This window comes from Salimicrobium halophilum (assembly GCF_900100295.1).
In the GTDB taxonomy this organism is placed as follows: Bacteria; Bacillota; Bacilli; order Bacillales; family Halobacillaceae; genus Salimicrobium; species Salimicrobium halophilum.
The window spans coordinates 150,069-164,882 of the sequence record NZ_FNEV01000001.1; the positions used below are offsets into that span (position 1 = coordinate 150,069).

The following is a 14,814-nucleotide window of genomic DNA, read 5'->3' on the forward strand; positions in this document are numbered from 1 at the left end:
TCTAGGGTATCGACAACGTCGTCTCAAACCGTAGATGTTCGCTCTTTACTAGAGAACAAAAGATCGAAAAAGCTGAAAATGCGTAAGCTTGAAAATATAATTCCTTATTTGCTTTTGTTGAGTGCTCTCGTGAGCATTTTGACAACGGCAGGAATCCTTTTTACTTTGCTGAGAGAAACGTTCGGGTTTTTCTCTGAGGTTTCCTTTGTTGAATTTTACACCGGAACGAACTGGTCTCCGTGGTCGGGAGAGTTTGGAGTGCTCCCCCTTATCGGCGGAACCCTTCTGATTACAGTGATTGCTACCTTAGTGGCTGTCCCGCTGGGGTTGATGTCCGCGATCTTCTTGAGTGAATACGCGAGTGAGAGGGTTCGGAAAGTGATCAAGCCGATTCTTGAGATCCTTGCGGGGATTCCTACAGTCGTTTACGGATATTTTGCTCTTACTTTCATCACTCCGATTCTGCAGGCGATCATTCCGGGGCTGAGCATATTCAATGCGCTTAGTGGTGGAATCGTCGTAGGTGTCATGATTGTACCTATGGTCGCTTCATTATCGGAAGATGCCATGAATGCTGTTCCCAACTCTTTGAGAGAAGGGGCCTACGCTCTCGGGGCGACGAGGCTCGAGGTTGCCATGAAAGTCGTTGTTCCGGCAGCTCTATCCGGCATCATTGCAGCAATTGTCCTTGCTATTTCCAGAGCTATCGGAGAAACGATGATCGTGACGATAGCAGCCGGGGCAACACCTAACCTTACAATGAATCCAGCAGAGTCTGTCCAGACGATGACGGCATTTATCGTACAGGCAGCTACGGGTGACACGACGTACGGTTCTATCATTTATTATAGCCTGTATGCCGTCGGAATCACGTTGTTTGTATTTACGATGCTTATGAATCTGTTGAGCCAATATATTTCTCGGAAGTTTAGGGAGGAGTATTGATGGAATCTAAAAATTTGAATGGTAGAGTACTGAAAAATAGAGTGATGAAGACGTTGTTCTTCAGCGCTACCGTCATTGCGCTTGTGTTCCTTGTCCTGCTTTTCTATCGTGTCCTTTCCCAGGGGTGGGGCTATCTGAATTGGAACTACATTACAAGTTTCCCGGCTCCTTATCCTGAAGAAGCAGGGATATGGCCGGGTATGATCGGGTCATTGATGCTTATGGGAGTCGTGGCAGTCGTTGCTGTGACGATAGGCATTTCTACTGCAATTTACCTGGAGGAATATTCACCGAAAAATAAACTCGCTGATTTCATCCGGGTCAATATCCAGAACTTAGCCGGTGTCCCATCTATCGTTTTCGGTCTGCTCGGATTGACGTTCTTTGTGTATCTGTTCGGAATCGGATACCGGTTATTAGCTGGTGGACTGACGATGGCCTTATTGATTCTGCCGGTGGTCGTCGTAAGTTCCCAGGAAGCACTCCGATCCGTTCCGACGGAGGTGAAGGAGGCTTCTTACGGCATGGGTGCATCCAAATGGCAGACGATTGTCCGGGTGATTCTCCCGGCTGCCCTGCCCGGCATCCTCACGGGAATTATTTTGTCCCTGTCGAGGGGGATCGGGGAGACGGCCCCGCTCATCATCGTGGGAGCGGCTACGGCTATTTACACGCTTCCGGATTCCCTCTTATCGAAGTATACGGTCATGCCGATTCAGATATATAAATGGACAGCCAGGCCTCAGGAAGAGTGGCAGTTTGTGGCAGCAGCAGGAATCATTGTATTGCTGATCATCCTTCTATTGATGAATGCTATTGCTGTATGGATCAGAAATAAGTACCAGACACGTTATTGATGAGGAGGAAAAAGAATGATTGAAATGCAGAATAAAGCGCAAACCCCTAAGAATCAATCAACTGAAAAGAAAACGGAGAAAGTTCCAAACATTTATGAAGTGGACGATCTGAATCTTTGGTATGGGAATGACCAGGCTCTGTACGAGATCAATATGGACATCCCTCAATATCAGGTAACAGCTATCATCGGACCATCCGGTTGTGGGAAGTCCACCTTTCTCAAAACGCTGAACCGAATGGTTGAGATGGTTCCGATTGTCAAAACTACAGGGGCTATCCGCTACGGGGATCAGAACATTTATGAAGATAAATACAGGGTGGAGGATCTACGGACGAAAGTCGGTATGGTTTTCCAGAAACCGAACCCTTTTCCTAAATCCGTATATGACAACGTCGCTTATGGACCGAGAATCCATGGAATCAAAGATAAGAAGACACTCGATCAGATTGTAGAAAAGAGTTTGAAAGGAGCAGCAATCTGGGATGAATTGAAAGATCGTCTTGATGAGAATGCTTTCGGTCTTTCCGGGGGGCAGCAGCAGCGCGTATGTATCGCAAGAGCTTTAGCTGTTGAGCCTGACGTTATTCTGATGGATGAACCGACTTCCGCGCTTGATCCTATTTCGACCGCCAAGGTGGAAGAATTGATTCAGGAACTGAAAAAGGATTACAGTATCGTGATCGTAACCCACAATATGCAGCAGGCGGCCAGAATATCCGATCGTACCGCTTTCTTCCTTAACGGGGAACTTGTGGAGTATCAGGAGACGGACCAATTGTTCCAGAACCCGGAAGATAAAAGAACAGAAGATTATATTACCGGACGTTTCGGTTGATGGGTAAGGGGGATTGATGATGAGACAAATGTTTGAAGATGACCTGAAAGAAATCAAGATGAATATCGAAGCATTCGCGGAAGAAGTGAAAACCGCACTCATTAGAGCGGTCGACTGTCTGTACGAGGGGAATGTGAAGGAAGCCGGAAAGATTATTGAGGATGATGCAAAACTTGACGAACGGGAAACGGAAATCAACGAAAAAGCTATTCTCCTGATAGCGAAACAACAACCAGTGGCCAAAGATCTGCGTCGATTGATCGTTGCGCTCAGAATTGCTACGGATCTCGAAAGGATGGGGGATCATGCCCGAAATGTGGCGAAGGCTACCATTCAGCTTGGAGATGACCATGGAATCCCTATCCCGGATGAAATCGATGGGATGAAAAAGATTGCGCTCGAAATGGTGGACACTTCCATGACAGCCTTCGAATACGAGGATATATCAATCGCATCAAAGCTTGCGGATGTCGATAACCGTCTGGATGATACGTTCGGTTATGTCGTCAAGGACTTGTTGAATCGTAGTGCTGTCAATACGGAGCAGATTCAGCACATCATGCAGGTTTCTTATATAGCCCGCTACATCGAACGGTTCGGAGATCACGTTACGAATATAGGGGAGAGTGTATTATACCTGAATAAAGGAAAAATGATTTCTTTGAACGATTAAGACTATGTTCACTTATTTCTATTGAAAATTGCCCGGAGGGATAGCTTCTCTTCGGGCAATTTATTATGAGTTATATCTGTTTGCTAATTGGACGTCAAAATTTCTGCGAGTTCGGGTTGACTCATATCTTGATTCACCAGAAAGTCACCAGTCTGGATCTGCTTACTGAGACCGTTTTGAATAAGGTAGTCATTGAATGCTTGCCCGTCTTCAATAATTGACGCATTCTCCAGGGTACGGCTGATATCTTTTGAACTCATGCCTTCTGATACAGTCAAAGAAAGTGATTTTATAGTCTCTGCTTGTTCCCCCTGACCGGATCCGCTTCGTAGTTCCTGTTTTTTCTTCTTCCATTCTTCTGTGGTATGGATTACGAAGCTATCATTTTCAAGTCTGTCGATCATTTCCTCTGTCGATAGTTCTGCAGGTGCGGCCTTTTGTTCTGACTTGGAGTCTGTATAATAGTAGCTGATGGCTATGATGACCGTCGCCAACAACAGCCCCGCAGAAAAAGCTTGAAGCATAGGTCTCATGAGAATACCCCTTTGCTGCTATTTTGATGTAATAGGGCATAAATGTCATGTTCATTCACTTGAGTCAGCTCGGAGATCTCGCGAACGGAATGACCCTCCTTCTGCAGTTGCGTCACTCTATCAATAAGGGAAGGTGCGACGGAAGAAGGTTCTGGAGCTGATGTATGTAATAATTCTTCTTCCAGAATACGGACTTTCTTTTTCAAAGTGTACATTTCCTGCATAGACTGCAGTTGCGTCTGTTCTATTTCATCTTCTAACTTTTTGAAAGAATTCGTCGTAAAAAACGAAACGATGAATAGAAGCAAGGCAACCGCGCCTACACTTAGTAATACGGTTTCAATCATGATGCGCCCCCTTTTTTCTTAGTTATAACACAGGTTGAACAAATTGACTATAGTTGTATAGGAAAACTACTTGAAAGGTAGCGCTGTGTCTGCTATTATAATAAAGTCTGATTACAACAGCGAATTGATAAATGCTTAATGAAATATTGGAGGGATAAGACATGCGCGTAAACATTACACTAGCTTGCACAGAAACAGGCGATCGTAACTATATCACGACAAAGAACAAGCGTAAGAACCCTGAGCGTCTGGAATTGATGAAGTACAGCCCACGCCTAGGGAAGCACACATTGCACCGCGAAACGAAATAAAGAACTTCGAACAGACTGTAGCATTCATAAGCTGCAGTCTGTTTTTTGTTTATCGGATCTTTGAGGGTAGGTGATTCAATTGGAGAAAAAAGTCATGAGAAAAAACGCGATGGAGTATTTACAGCGATTGACTGAAGCGGAACGCAACCGTATTGAAAAAAATCAGTGGAATCAGGTGTTACAGACCGGTAGATGGAAGGAGGCAGGTACTATCGCCATTACGGTTTCAAAATATCCGGAATGGTCGACTTACTCCTATTTAGAGTCCGCCTGGGCCCAAGGAAAGACAGTTGCGGTGCCCAAGGTGGATCCGCTGGATAAAGGGATGGAGTTTTACGAAGTGGGAAGTTATGACCATCTGAAAGAAGGGTACAAAGGAATCATGGAACCTGATTCGTCATTTTGTTCACCCATTCACAAAACAGACATTGATTTGCTGTTCGTTCCTGGCTTATTATTCAATTATGAGGGGTATCGTATAGGTTTCGGGGGTGGATTTTACGATCGGTATTTGACGGATTTTTTCGGAGCGACGATCTCTGTCACTTCAGAAGCGCAATTGAAACAAATCATCCCTTTGGAAGCTCACGATATCCCGGTGCAGATGGTTGTTACAGAAAATCGCACAATCCGAATCTTTTAGGAGGATGGTCTATGATGGAAGTCAGAAACAGAGTCGTAATCATCGGAACAGGAGCTGTCGGGTCGAGTTATGCTTACGGCCTGTTGAACCAGGGGGTAGCCGATGAACTGGTGCTCATTGATTTGAATGAGGAGAAAGCCGAAGGGGATGTCATGGATTTGAACCATGGACTTGCATTCGCACCTTCCTCAAAGAAGATATGGAGAGGAACCTACAGTGATTGCAAGGATGCTGATATTGTCGTCATTACCGCCGGAGCCAATCAGATGCCCGGAGAGACGAGACTCGACCTAGCCGAAAAGAATGCCGGAGTATTCAAGAAAATAGTGAATGCTGTAATGGAACACTCGTTTGATGGTATATTTATTGTAGCTACAAATCCGGTCGACGTATTGACTTATGTGACATGGAAGTACTCCGGCTTACCTAGTGAAAGGGTCATCGGGTCCGGTACGATTCTTGATACGGCCCGTTTACGCTATCAGCTGAGTGAATACTTTGATATTGATGCGAGAAACGTGCATGCTTATATCATCGGGGAACACGGAGACTCCGAGTTACCTGTATGGAGTCATGCGAACGTAGGTGGTATCAGTGTGGATCACTATATACAGCAGCATAAAGATCTTTATTCCAAAGAGGATCTCGAACCTATATTCCATAAGGTGAGAGATGCTGCTTATCATATCATCGAAAGAAAAGGAGCGACTCATTATGGAATCGCCATGGGACTCGTCCGGTTGACGAAAGCGATTCTGCATAATGAGAATGCTCTTGTGACGGTATCCGCTTACTTGAATGGACACTATAATCAAAAGGACATTTACGCAGGTGTGCCGGCTGTCGTAAGCAGAAAAGGGATCAAAGAAATCGTGGAATTGAACCTTTCTGATGGCGAACAGAAGCAGTTCAGGGATTCAGCAGCGGTGATCAGGAATACCGTAGAGTCTGTATACCCTTCATAATTCGGAGAAGGAGAGAGGTCATATGCACATAGAACAACAGTATTTTTTCTGGAAATTGGCATATGACCTGGTCTCCCGTCATGATTTCGAGATTATACATTTGCACACGCAACATAATGAAGTATGGCTCGAGAAATCCCAGGGCACAACGTCTCAAGTAGTGAGACTTCTGAAAAAAGATTTTCACTGGAGCAACCACGTGAAAGTGGACCTTGAGCATGTGAACAATCAATTGGTGAAAAATAAGAGATATTTCTCAGGTCGAAAGAAAGATATTCACGTCGTATATGTATCGGATTATCCTCCTGTCGATGACTTAGCGGATGTTTCGTTGAAACTCGAGCACAACACCCATGTCCATTTTTTGAGTGATGAGGAGAAAGAAAGTGGACTCCAGGATTTATCGAAGAAGCTGAACCTTACAGAGAATCTTCACATCAAGTTTAGAATTCCGGATGCCCCGCTGGAATATGAGTCGACAATCGAATATATGAAACAGCAGCTTCATACGTACAAGGAGAAACAGAGGCAGCGTGTAAAAGCTGTATTCGAATTCGGGAATGCCAGACTTACGTATGTGTTATTGATGGTGAATGTCATCGTTTTTTACTACTTGGAAACGGTAGGAAGCACGACCTCTATCACGACATTGATCGAATACGGAGCGAAGTATAATCCGGCGATTATGGATGGAGAGTGGTGGAGGCTTGCTACGTCGATGTTTCTGCACATCGGCGTCTTGCATATCGCAATGAACATGCTCGCCCTTTTTTATCTGGGAACCGCTGTCGAACAGATATATGGGACGTGGCGTTTTACAATCATTTATTTCCTGGCAGGTATTCTCGGCAGCGCGGCAAGCTTTTATTTCAATGACTCCGTCGCGGCAGGTGCTTCTGGAGCGATTTTCGGACTGTTCGGGGCTCTGTTGTATTTTGCATGGAGATATCCATCTTTGTTTTTCCGGACAATGGGATGGAATTTGATTCTTTTGGTCGCCTTTAATATTGCCTTCGGGATAATGGTCCCGCAGGTGGATAATAGCGGACATATGGGAGGATTGATCGGGGGCTTCATCGCTTCTCAACTTGTCGATCTGCCTCGTCTGTCTCACCGTCCTCTCCAAACGGGAGCGGCAATGGTGTACGCAGGTCTTCTCTCCCTCTTAGTTGTCAGTGGAATGCAAAAGGACGAGCAGGTGAGCGCTGCGGATATTCAATACTTGAATGATTTGAATGTAGCACAGGAGTATGAGCGCGTCATCGATACGGCGAATTCATTAGGTGAACCGGATGGGGAATGGGAGGACGAATGGCTCTTCCAACGCTCCTTTGCCTATATCCGTACCGGTGAAGAGGAGAAGGCCTTCGATGATTTGGTTCGAGCTATAGAGATCGATCCTGACTTCGCTGAAGCGCATTATAACTTAAGTCTATTGTACGAGAGACGGGGGAATGAAGAGAAAGCCGACTACCATAAACGACAGGCGGAACAATTGAAGCCCGGTATCGAGGATCAGGAGCTCGATGCCCCGTCGTAGTATTGGATGAGTTGCTGTTCTCTTTTATCTTCTCCTGTGAATAGGACAAGGAGATGGGTTTGTTTTCTGTCCAGCAGGAGGAGTGGTATGACGGAACGGAAATCATCGGAGGTAAGGGAAGGAAGAACGAACTCTTTGTATATTCCTTCCCATAAGCGTGATATGATCTCTTTTCTTGTTTGTTCCGGTAAGGGAGAAAGCCGATTCTCGAGAAGTTCGACATCCGTTAACGGCACTTCGTAATAATCTTCACTGTCTATATTGAAGTGTTCGAGAAGTCTGTCCCATTCTTTCCGTATCCGCTTTTCTGTTGCGGCTTCCCACTGCTCAGGAGAACCTTCCCCTGTATAAACGGTGTCTTCGGATAGCGTGTAAGCACTATGAATCGTATCGTTGTGAATTTCTGCATGGTGGAAGGAAATCGCCTCCCATTTCCCTTTGTCTTTTTGATGGAGCGGAAAAGAGGTGATTTTTTTGATTTCTCTATCATTGTTCTTCCATTCGTTCATCGCCCCTTTCAAAAAGCCGTTGAGAAATAAGAGAGACATATCCTGTCTCAAGTACTGCGGCGAATAGGACCTTGAGAGCAATTTCCAGCTCAGTGTCTCATCATTCCGTGAAAGGGATGTTTCTGCTGTTTGGAAAATATCTTCTTTCTCCACCAGTGGGAAATGCTTGACGACAGGGCGGGAAGATGGCTTTGTCTGGATGATTACAACTCCGAAAACAAGAGTGAGAATCAGAGGAAGCATCAATACTCTTTTCAATAGGAAACCTCCTGATCTGTTGGAATAATTCGGGTGAAAAAGGTCAGACTAACATCTAACGTCTTTTTTATGAATGAGGGAAGCACATGACAGAATCTTTCAACGATAAAGTCGAGTATCTGAAAAAAGAGTTGGGGGTAGAGGAGAGCTTTGATGTCATTCACGTGCCTCTACGTTATGCAGGACTTAAGATGGCTTTATTTACTATCGACGGGTTCAACAAGGATGAAATCCTTCACTATCTTATGCAGAACTTGTCTTACTTAGAAGAAGGAGTGCTCGATGATCATCCCCTGGACAAATTGCTGGCTACGTACGTCCCCTATATAGAAATCGATAAAGAGAAAGAGTTGGATCAGCTGGTGGAGAATGTATTAGCCGGACCGACTGTTCTGTTGGTGGAGGGGATGGACGAGGCGATAGTCATCGATGCCCGAACGTACCCTGTCCGCAGCCTTCAGGAGCCTGACCTTGAAAGGGTGGTGAGAGGAGCCAGGGACGGGTATGTGGAAACCATTGTGTTCAATACAGCTTTGACCCGAAGAAGGGTCAGAGACAGATCGCTGCGGATGAAATATTATCAGGTAGGCGAACGTTCGAAAACAGATATATGCGTCTGTTATTTGGGTAGTCTCGTAAACGATCGAACATTGAAAAATGTGGAAGATATCATCAGAAGCATCGATACAGACGGTTTGCCGATGGCGGAGAAAACGATAGAGGAATACATGTCCAAGTATTCGTGGCATCCTTATCCTCCTATCCGCTACACTGAGAGACCAGACACTGCTGCTACTCACTTGTATGAAGGGCATATCCTCGTCATGGTCGACGGGTCCCCGAGTGTCATCATTGCTCCCAGCACCTTCTGGCAGCACTTGCAGCATGCGGAGGAATATAGACAAAAGCCTCTCATAGGCTCTTATTTGAGGTTGATCCGATATATAGCTGTATTAGTGTCCCTGACGATTTTGCCGCTGTATTATCTGTTTTCCGCGTTCCCTCTTTATCTCCCGGAAAGTTTCTCTTTCATAGGTCCGAAAGAAGAGGGGACCCTTCCATTGATTATCCAATTTCTCATTGCGGAAGTCGGTATTGATATGCTTCGTATGGCAGCGATCCATACTCCTTCGGCACTTGCGACAGCTCTTGGTCTGGTCGCTGCCATCATTATCGGGCAGATGGCGATAGATGTCGGGTTTTTCACTACCGAAGTCGTTCTTTATGTTGCTATTGCCGTCATCGGAACGTATGCCACCCCCAGCTATGAAGTCAGTCTTGCCAACAGGATTGTGAGGGTGACGTGGTTAGTGGCCGTAGCACTGTTCGGGGTGAAGGGTTTCCTTGTATTCGGTACCCTGTTTGTGCTGATGCTTGCTTCCTACAAATCCTTTAACGTACCTTATCTCTGGCCGATCCTTCCATTCGCTCCGGGGGATGTGAGAGGGATGTTTCTCCGAATGCCCGCCCCCTCGGTAAAAAGGAGACCGTCTGTTCTTCAGGTGAAAGATCCTTACAAGTAGGATCTTTCATTTCTTTTATTCTGAAGGATTGGTATAATAGAAGAAGGTGATGTCAATGAAAACGATATATGATATTCAACAGTTCCTTAGAAAATTTGGAACCTTTATTTATGTTGGAGAAAGAGAAGCGGATCTCGAACTGATGGAAGATGAAGTGCAGGAATTATACAAATCACAATTTATGACGAATGAAGAATACCAGATGGCTATATTGTTGTTACGTTCTGAAATTGCACGCATGAAAGATGCCAACAAAAGGAAGGGGTAACGGGTATGGAAGAAAGAAAGTACATAGGAATTGATATCGGAGGAACAACGGTCAAATTGGCGGTTTTGACGAAAGAAGGAGAAATGGTTCATAAATGGGAGATTCCTACAGCCAAAGAAGAAGCGGGGAAAACCATCGTTTCTGACATAGCTGCTACGATAAATGATACGTTGAATTCCCTTAATGTAGACAAAACAATGGTGGAAGGAATCGGAGCAGGAGCACCTGGATTCATCGATCAGCAGACCGGATATGTTTACGAAGCTATTAATATTGGATGGAAGGAATTCGATATGGGACGGGCGCTGTCGGAGTCTACCGGTTTTCCTGTATGGGCTGATAATGATGCGAACATCGCTGCTCTCGGCGAGAAGTGGTTAGGTGCCGGAAAAGAATGCGACAGTATGCTCGCAGTCACTCTGGGAACAGGAGTGGGCGGAGGTATCATCGTCAACAAAAAAGTGATCAATGGTGCAAATGGAACCGGCGGTGAAATAGGTCATATTACTGTAAAGACAGAAGGCGGTCATTACTGCAATTGTGGACGCTATGGCTGCCTGGAAACAGAGACATCTGCTACAGCCATTGCCAGAAAAGCAGCAGAAGTAAAAGCTTCAGGAACCAGCTCCTACTTACATACAATAAATGAACCGACAGCAAAAGATGTGTTTGAGGGATATGAGAAGAATGATGAGGGATGTATAGGAATCGTTTCGGATGTCACCGATCAACTCGGTCTTGCCCTTGCGAACCTTGCCGTCTCTATCAATCCTGAGAAAATAGTGATTGGCGGAGGTGTATCGAAAGCCGGCGAATCCTTGTTGAACCCGCTGAAAAAGGCGTTTGAGAGTTATGCATTGCCACGAGTGAACGATGTTTGTGATTTCAGCATCGCCAAGTTGGGGAATGATGCAGGGGTGATCGGGGGCGCTTACCTTGTAAAAACGAAATCGGAAAAATGATATGTTTTCATTTTTTCCACAGGAAGACGTCTCTATCGAAATTCATTGAAACCTTCAGGGGTCCTTGGTCGTTATAAGGAAAGAGTCGTTTTACACCTATTGAAAATGGGGAATACTATATAGAATGATTTTTCAGTTGTGTGGATGGAGGAGGAACTTTTGTGAAAGAGTGGATAAAAAGCCCCCCCTTATTTGTTTTAGCGGCGCTTTTATTCGGCATCAAAACATATATCGTCTATAGGTTCATGTTCGGTATTACGATCGAGAGTCTTCTGCAGGAATTTATACTGTTCTTGAATCCGATTGTGAGCGCTTATGTCATCTTCGTCATAAGTGTATGGTTGAAAGAGAAGAAACAGGGGACATATTTAAAGTACACGGCTTTGATTGGGACGGTAATTCTTTACGTCAATTTATTGTTTTATAGAAATTTCACGGATTTTATAACGGTTCCGGTTTTATTCCAGGGGAATAATGCAGCGGATTTGACTTCAAGTATATTCACATTGATCCATCTTTCTGACATTATCCTGTTCATAGACGTGATCCTGATATGGACGTTAAGCAAACGGTCGTATGGATCCGTCACCTACAACAAACATCAGAGAGTAGCTGCTACAGCCGTTATGTTCCTTTTGCTGGCGACGAATGTGACTTTCGCTGAAATGGAAAGGCCGATGCTTTTTGCCAGAACCTTCGACCGGGAGTACCTTGTGAAAAACATCGGGCTGTTCAATTATCATGTATACGATGTTTCGATGCAGACGAAAACGAGAGCGCAACGTGTCATGGCGGACGGTAGCGAAATCCAGGAAATCAAGGATTATATTTCTGAAGAGAAGGACGAAGAGAATACTGCGGAAGATCTGTTCGGTATAGCCGAAGATAGAAACGTAGTGTTCATAAGTGTCGAGTCCATGCAGAACTTTGTATTGGATAAGGAAGTGAACGGGAAGGAAATCACTCCGTTTCTCAATGATTTCAAAGAGGATGAAGATACGATCTGGTTCGAAAACTTCTATCATCAGACTGCTCAGGGAAAGACATCAGATTCTGAATTTATAGTGGAGAATTCTCTATATCCGCTTGATCGTGGAGCCGTCTATTTTACTCATGCCCAAAACGAGTATCATGCGCTTCCGGAAATTCTGAATCAGGAAGGGTACACTCCTTCGGTTTTCCATGCGAATAATCGAAGCTTCTGGAACCGCGATATGATGTATGAAAATCTCGGGTATGACCATTTTTATTCTCAAAGGGAGTACGAAGTGACGGATGAGAATTCCTTCGGATGGGGACTCGAGGACAAAGCCTTTTATGAGCAGTCCCTTCCGTATCTGAAGAATCAGGAGAAACCTTTTTACAGTAAATTCATAACCCTGACGCATCACTTTCCTTTTGAACTTCCGGAAAAGAAAGCATCCATCGATAAATTGGAAACAAGTTCGAACACACTGAACCAGTACGTGCAGACAGCCAGATATACGGATGAATCGTTGGAAGGGTTTCTTACCCGCCTGAAAGAAGAAGGGCTATATGAAAATACGATGTTCGTGTTTATGGGAGATCACTACGGAATCAGTGAATTCCACAATAGTGCTATGAGTGAATTTTTGAACAAAGAAATTACTGGGTATGAACATGTACAATTGCAACGAGTTCCGATGATGATCCACATTCCCGGATACGGGGAAGGGAAGAAATACGAGAAGATCACGGGACAAATCGATATGAAGCCGACATTGCTGCATCTGCTTGGAATCGAGGAAAAAAATGAGCTGAATTTCGGTGAAAACATGTTCGATCAGAATAGAAAAGGTTTTGTAGCGCTAAGAGATGGCAGTTTCATAACAGAAGACTATATATACACAGATTCTGTCTGCTATCAAAAAGATTCAGAAGAGCCTGTAGAAGTGGAAAACGGGGAAGAATCTCCTTGTGCTCCGTGGAAAGAGAAAGTATCCAAAGAGTTGGGGTATTCGGACGATATCATCTACGGAGACCTGTTCAGGTTCTATGATTTCAAGGAGTAATAGAAAAGTCGTCCTTTCAGAGGGCGACTTTTCCTGTTGCATACCGTACGAATGGGAGGTCAACAAATGATAGAATTCAAAAATGTAAGTCATGGCCCGCTGGAAAATCTTTCGTTCAAGATTGAACAGAATGATAGAGCGATTTTGTTCGGTCCCTCTGGAGCAGGGAAGAGTACGATGCTCTTTCTGTTCAATCGACTGAAAGACCCGGAGCAGGGTGAAATATTTTATAAGGGAAAACCTATCGAAGAAGTACCTATCACGACACTGCGTCAAAAGGTCGGTCTACTTCTACAATCACCTAATCTGTTCCCGGGGACTGTTCTTGATAATTTAAAGTATGGCCCGTCATTGACAAATTCATGGGAACCCGGGGCTGAAGAGAAGTTATTGGAGTACGTACAACTTCCTCTCGATATAAAGGACCGTGATGTAGATCACTTATCCGGGGGGCAACAGCAGAGGGTTTCTTTGGCCCGCACACTTGCAAATGAACCGGAGGTGCTCCTGCTCGATGAACCGACGAGTGCTCTTGATAACAAAACGGCGGAAGATATCGAACATGTGTTGAAAGAGCTTATTGAGGCACACAACCTGACAATGGTCATGGTCACCCATCAGATGGACCAGGCGAGGCGTCTTGGAACGAAGGGCCTCTTTATGCACGAAGGAAGAATTCAGGAAACCGGAGAACTGCCGGGAATGCTGGATGATCCGAAAACGAAAGAGTTGAAAGAATATTTACAAGAATAGAGAAGAGGGATGGCATGTCTCCTGAAATTTCGAATCAATCGTTGCTGTTTTTAATTATTTTTGTAGTCGTTCCATTGTCTTTATCATATTTTTATCAATTGGGGATGAGTAAGAATATCATCGTCTCTTCCCTGAGAGGTACGATCCAGTTATTTGCGATAGGGTACATTCTTACTTTCCTGTTCGATTTGAATGCGTTTATAGGTATTCCTTTTATGATAACGGTGATGATTGTTATCGCAAGTTTTCATGCGCGAAAAAAAGGCAAAGAGTTGCCCTATGTTTTGCCTACGATCTTTTTTGGGCTAATTTTAGTAGAAGTGAGTGTGCTTTCATTGTGGCTGCTCTTTGATATGGTGGAATTCACGCCGTCTGAGGTGATACCGATGAGCGGAATGGTGATCGGAAACAGTATGGTAGCGATGGGGCTTGCTCTCGAAAGGATGAAGAGCGAGTTCACGGAGAACAGCGGGAGACTTTTAGCAGCTCTTTCTCTCGGTGCTGAGCCGAAACAGGCATCCCACCTTATCGTGCAGCGGACATTGAACGCCGCTCTGATACCGAATGTGGATCGGATAAAGACGATCGGTCTTGTGCAGTTACCCGGAATGATGACAGGTCTGATTCTGGGAGGAGTAGAGCCTATAATGGCTATCAAATACCAACTGGTCATTTCCCTGAGCATTTTTTCCTCTGTGTCCCTGAGTGCTATGTTCGTAACTCTGGTTATGTATAAGCATTTCTTTACGAAAAACAAGCAATTGCTTGATTCAGAAGAAGCGCTGAAGGAATATTCTTCACGTGGATAGGAAGAGAAAATCGATCCATGAAAAAAACCGCTGATCAATTCAGCGGTT

General features: G+C 44.7%; 17 protein-coding genes. 14 read left to right on the forward strand and 3 right to left on the reverse strand.

The annotated features are described in order from the left end of the window. Positions 1 to 78 precede the first annotated feature (78 nt). The 4 genes from pstC to phoU are packed head-to-tail and all read left to right on the forward strand — an operon-like array spanning position 79 to position 3,312. A complete protein-coding gene (gene pstC, locus BLQ44_RS00820; protein WP_407690358.1) occupies positions 79 to 945 on the forward strand; it encodes a phosphate ABC transporter permease subunit PstC in 867 nt (288 codons plus the stop codon). After that, a complete protein-coding gene (gene pstA, locus BLQ44_RS00825; RefSeq protein WP_093190863.1) occupies positions 945 to 1,802 on the forward strand; it encodes a phosphate ABC transporter permease PstA in 858 nt (285 codons plus the stop codon). The genes pstC and pstA overlap by 1 nt, the downstream gene beginning before the upstream one ends. 15 nt (positions 1,803 to 1,817) lie before the next feature. After that, a complete protein-coding gene (gene pstB, locus BLQ44_RS00830; protein ID WP_093190866.1) occupies positions 1,818 to 2,639 on the forward strand; it encodes a phosphate ABC transporter ATP-binding protein PstB in 822 nt (273 codons plus the stop codon). A gap of 19 nt (positions 2,640 to 2,658) precedes the next feature. Further along, positions 2,659 to 3,312 (forward strand): phosphate signaling complex protein PhoU, encoded by a 654-nt coding sequence (gene phoU / locus BLQ44_RS00835; RefSeq protein ID WP_245688070.1) that lies wholly within the window; start codon positions 2,659 to 2,661, stop codon positions 3,310 to 3,312. A gap of 83 nt (positions 3,313 to 3,395) precedes the next feature. On the opposite strand, the gene BLQ44_RS00840 is transcribed toward phoU, so the two are convergent. Further along, a complete protein-coding gene (locus BLQ44_RS00840; protein WP_093190872.1) occupies positions 3,396 to 3,845 on the reverse strand; it encodes an endolytic transglycosylase MltG in 450 nt (149 codons plus the stop codon). Next, positions 3,842 to 4,192, reverse strand: coding sequence for a hypothetical protein (locus tag BLQ44_RS00845; protein WP_093190875.1), 351 nt, complete (start codon positions 4,190 to 4,192; stop codon positions 3,842 to 3,844). The genes BLQ44_RS00840 and BLQ44_RS00845 overlap by 4 nt, the downstream gene beginning before the upstream one ends. Before the next feature lie 161 nt (positions 4,193 to 4,353). On the opposite strand from BLQ44_RS00845, the gene rpmG reads away from it, so the two are divergent. The 4 genes from rpmG (at position 4,354) to BLQ44_RS00865 (ending at position 7,651) form a co-directional block, all read left to right on the forward strand. Then, positions 4,354 to 4,503, forward strand: a complete 150-nt coding sequence (rpmG, locus tag BLQ44_RS00850; protein ID WP_093190878.1) for a 50S ribosomal protein L33 — start codon at positions 4,354 to 4,356, stop codon at positions 4,501 to 4,503. Positions 4,504 to 4,597: 94 nt separating this feature from the next. Continuing rightward, complete coding sequence (locus tag BLQ44_RS00855; protein ID WP_143004673.1) at positions 4,598 to 5,146, forward strand: 5-formyltetrahydrofolate cyclo-ligase; 549 nt, start codon at positions 4,598 to 4,600, stop codon at positions 5,144 to 5,146. A gap of 11 nt (positions 5,147 to 5,157) precedes the next feature. After that, positions 5,158 to 6,111: an L-lactate dehydrogenase gene (locus BLQ44_RS00860; protein WP_093190884.1), complete on the forward strand. Its 954-nt coding sequence runs from the start codon at positions 5,158 to 5,160 to the stop codon at positions 6,109 to 6,111. Between the two features lie 22 nt (positions 6,112 to 6,133). Continuing rightward, positions 6,134 to 7,651, forward strand: coding sequence for a rhomboid family protein (locus tag BLQ44_RS00865; protein ID WP_093190886.1), 1,518 nt, complete (start codon positions 6,134 to 6,136; stop codon positions 7,649 to 7,651). Here BLQ44_RS00865 and BLQ44_RS00870 read toward each other — a convergent pair. Further along, complete coding sequence (locus tag BLQ44_RS00870; protein ID WP_093190889.1) at positions 7,627 to 8,418, reverse strand: hypothetical protein; 792 nt, start codon at positions 8,416 to 8,418, stop codon at positions 7,627 to 7,629. The genes BLQ44_RS00865 and BLQ44_RS00870 overlap by 25 nt on opposite strands. Positions 8,419 to 8,504: 86 nt before the next feature. Between BLQ44_RS00870 and BLQ44_RS00875 the strand changes: the two genes are divergently transcribed. The 6 genes from BLQ44_RS00875 to BLQ44_RS00900 all read left to right on the forward strand — a co-directional run bounded on the left by BLQ44_RS00875 (position 8,505) and on the right by BLQ44_RS00900 (position 14,766). Next, on the forward strand, positions 8,505 to 9,941 hold the full coding sequence (locus BLQ44_RS00875) for a spore germination protein (RefSeq protein WP_093190892.1): 1,437 nt from the start codon (positions 8,505 to 8,507) through the stop codon (positions 9,939 to 9,941). Between the two features lie 55 nt (positions 9,942 to 9,996). Further along, positions 9,997 to 10,209, forward strand: a complete 213-nt coding sequence (locus BLQ44_RS00880) for a YqgQ family protein (protein WP_093190894.1) — start codon at positions 9,997 to 9,999, stop codon at positions 10,207 to 10,209. A gap of 5 nt (positions 10,210 to 10,214) precedes the next feature. Further along, positions 10,215 to 11,171, forward strand: coding sequence for an ROK family glucokinase (locus BLQ44_RS00885; RefSeq protein ID WP_093190897.1), 957 nt, complete (start codon positions 10,215 to 10,217; stop codon positions 11,169 to 11,171). Between the two features lie 161 nt (positions 11,172 to 11,332). After that, positions 11,333 to 13,204 carry an LTA synthase family protein gene (locus BLQ44_RS00890; RefSeq protein ID WP_245688071.1) on the forward strand — a complete coding sequence of 624 codons (1,872 nt, stop codon included), beginning with the start codon at positions 11,333 to 11,335 and terminating at the stop codon, positions 13,202 to 13,204. Between the two features lie 66 nt (positions 13,205 to 13,270). After that, positions 13,271 to 13,957 (forward strand): ABC transporter ATP-binding protein, encoded by a 687-nt coding sequence (locus BLQ44_RS00895; protein WP_093190899.1) that lies wholly within the window; start codon positions 13,271 to 13,273, stop codon positions 13,955 to 13,957. A gap of 14 nt (positions 13,958 to 13,971) precedes the next feature. Continuing rightward, positions 13,972 to 14,766, forward strand: coding sequence for an ABC transporter permease (locus tag BLQ44_RS00900; RefSeq protein ID WP_093190902.1), 795 nt, complete (start codon positions 13,972 to 13,974; stop codon positions 14,764 to 14,766). The last annotated feature ends 48 nt before the right edge of the window (positions 14,767 to 14,814 follow it).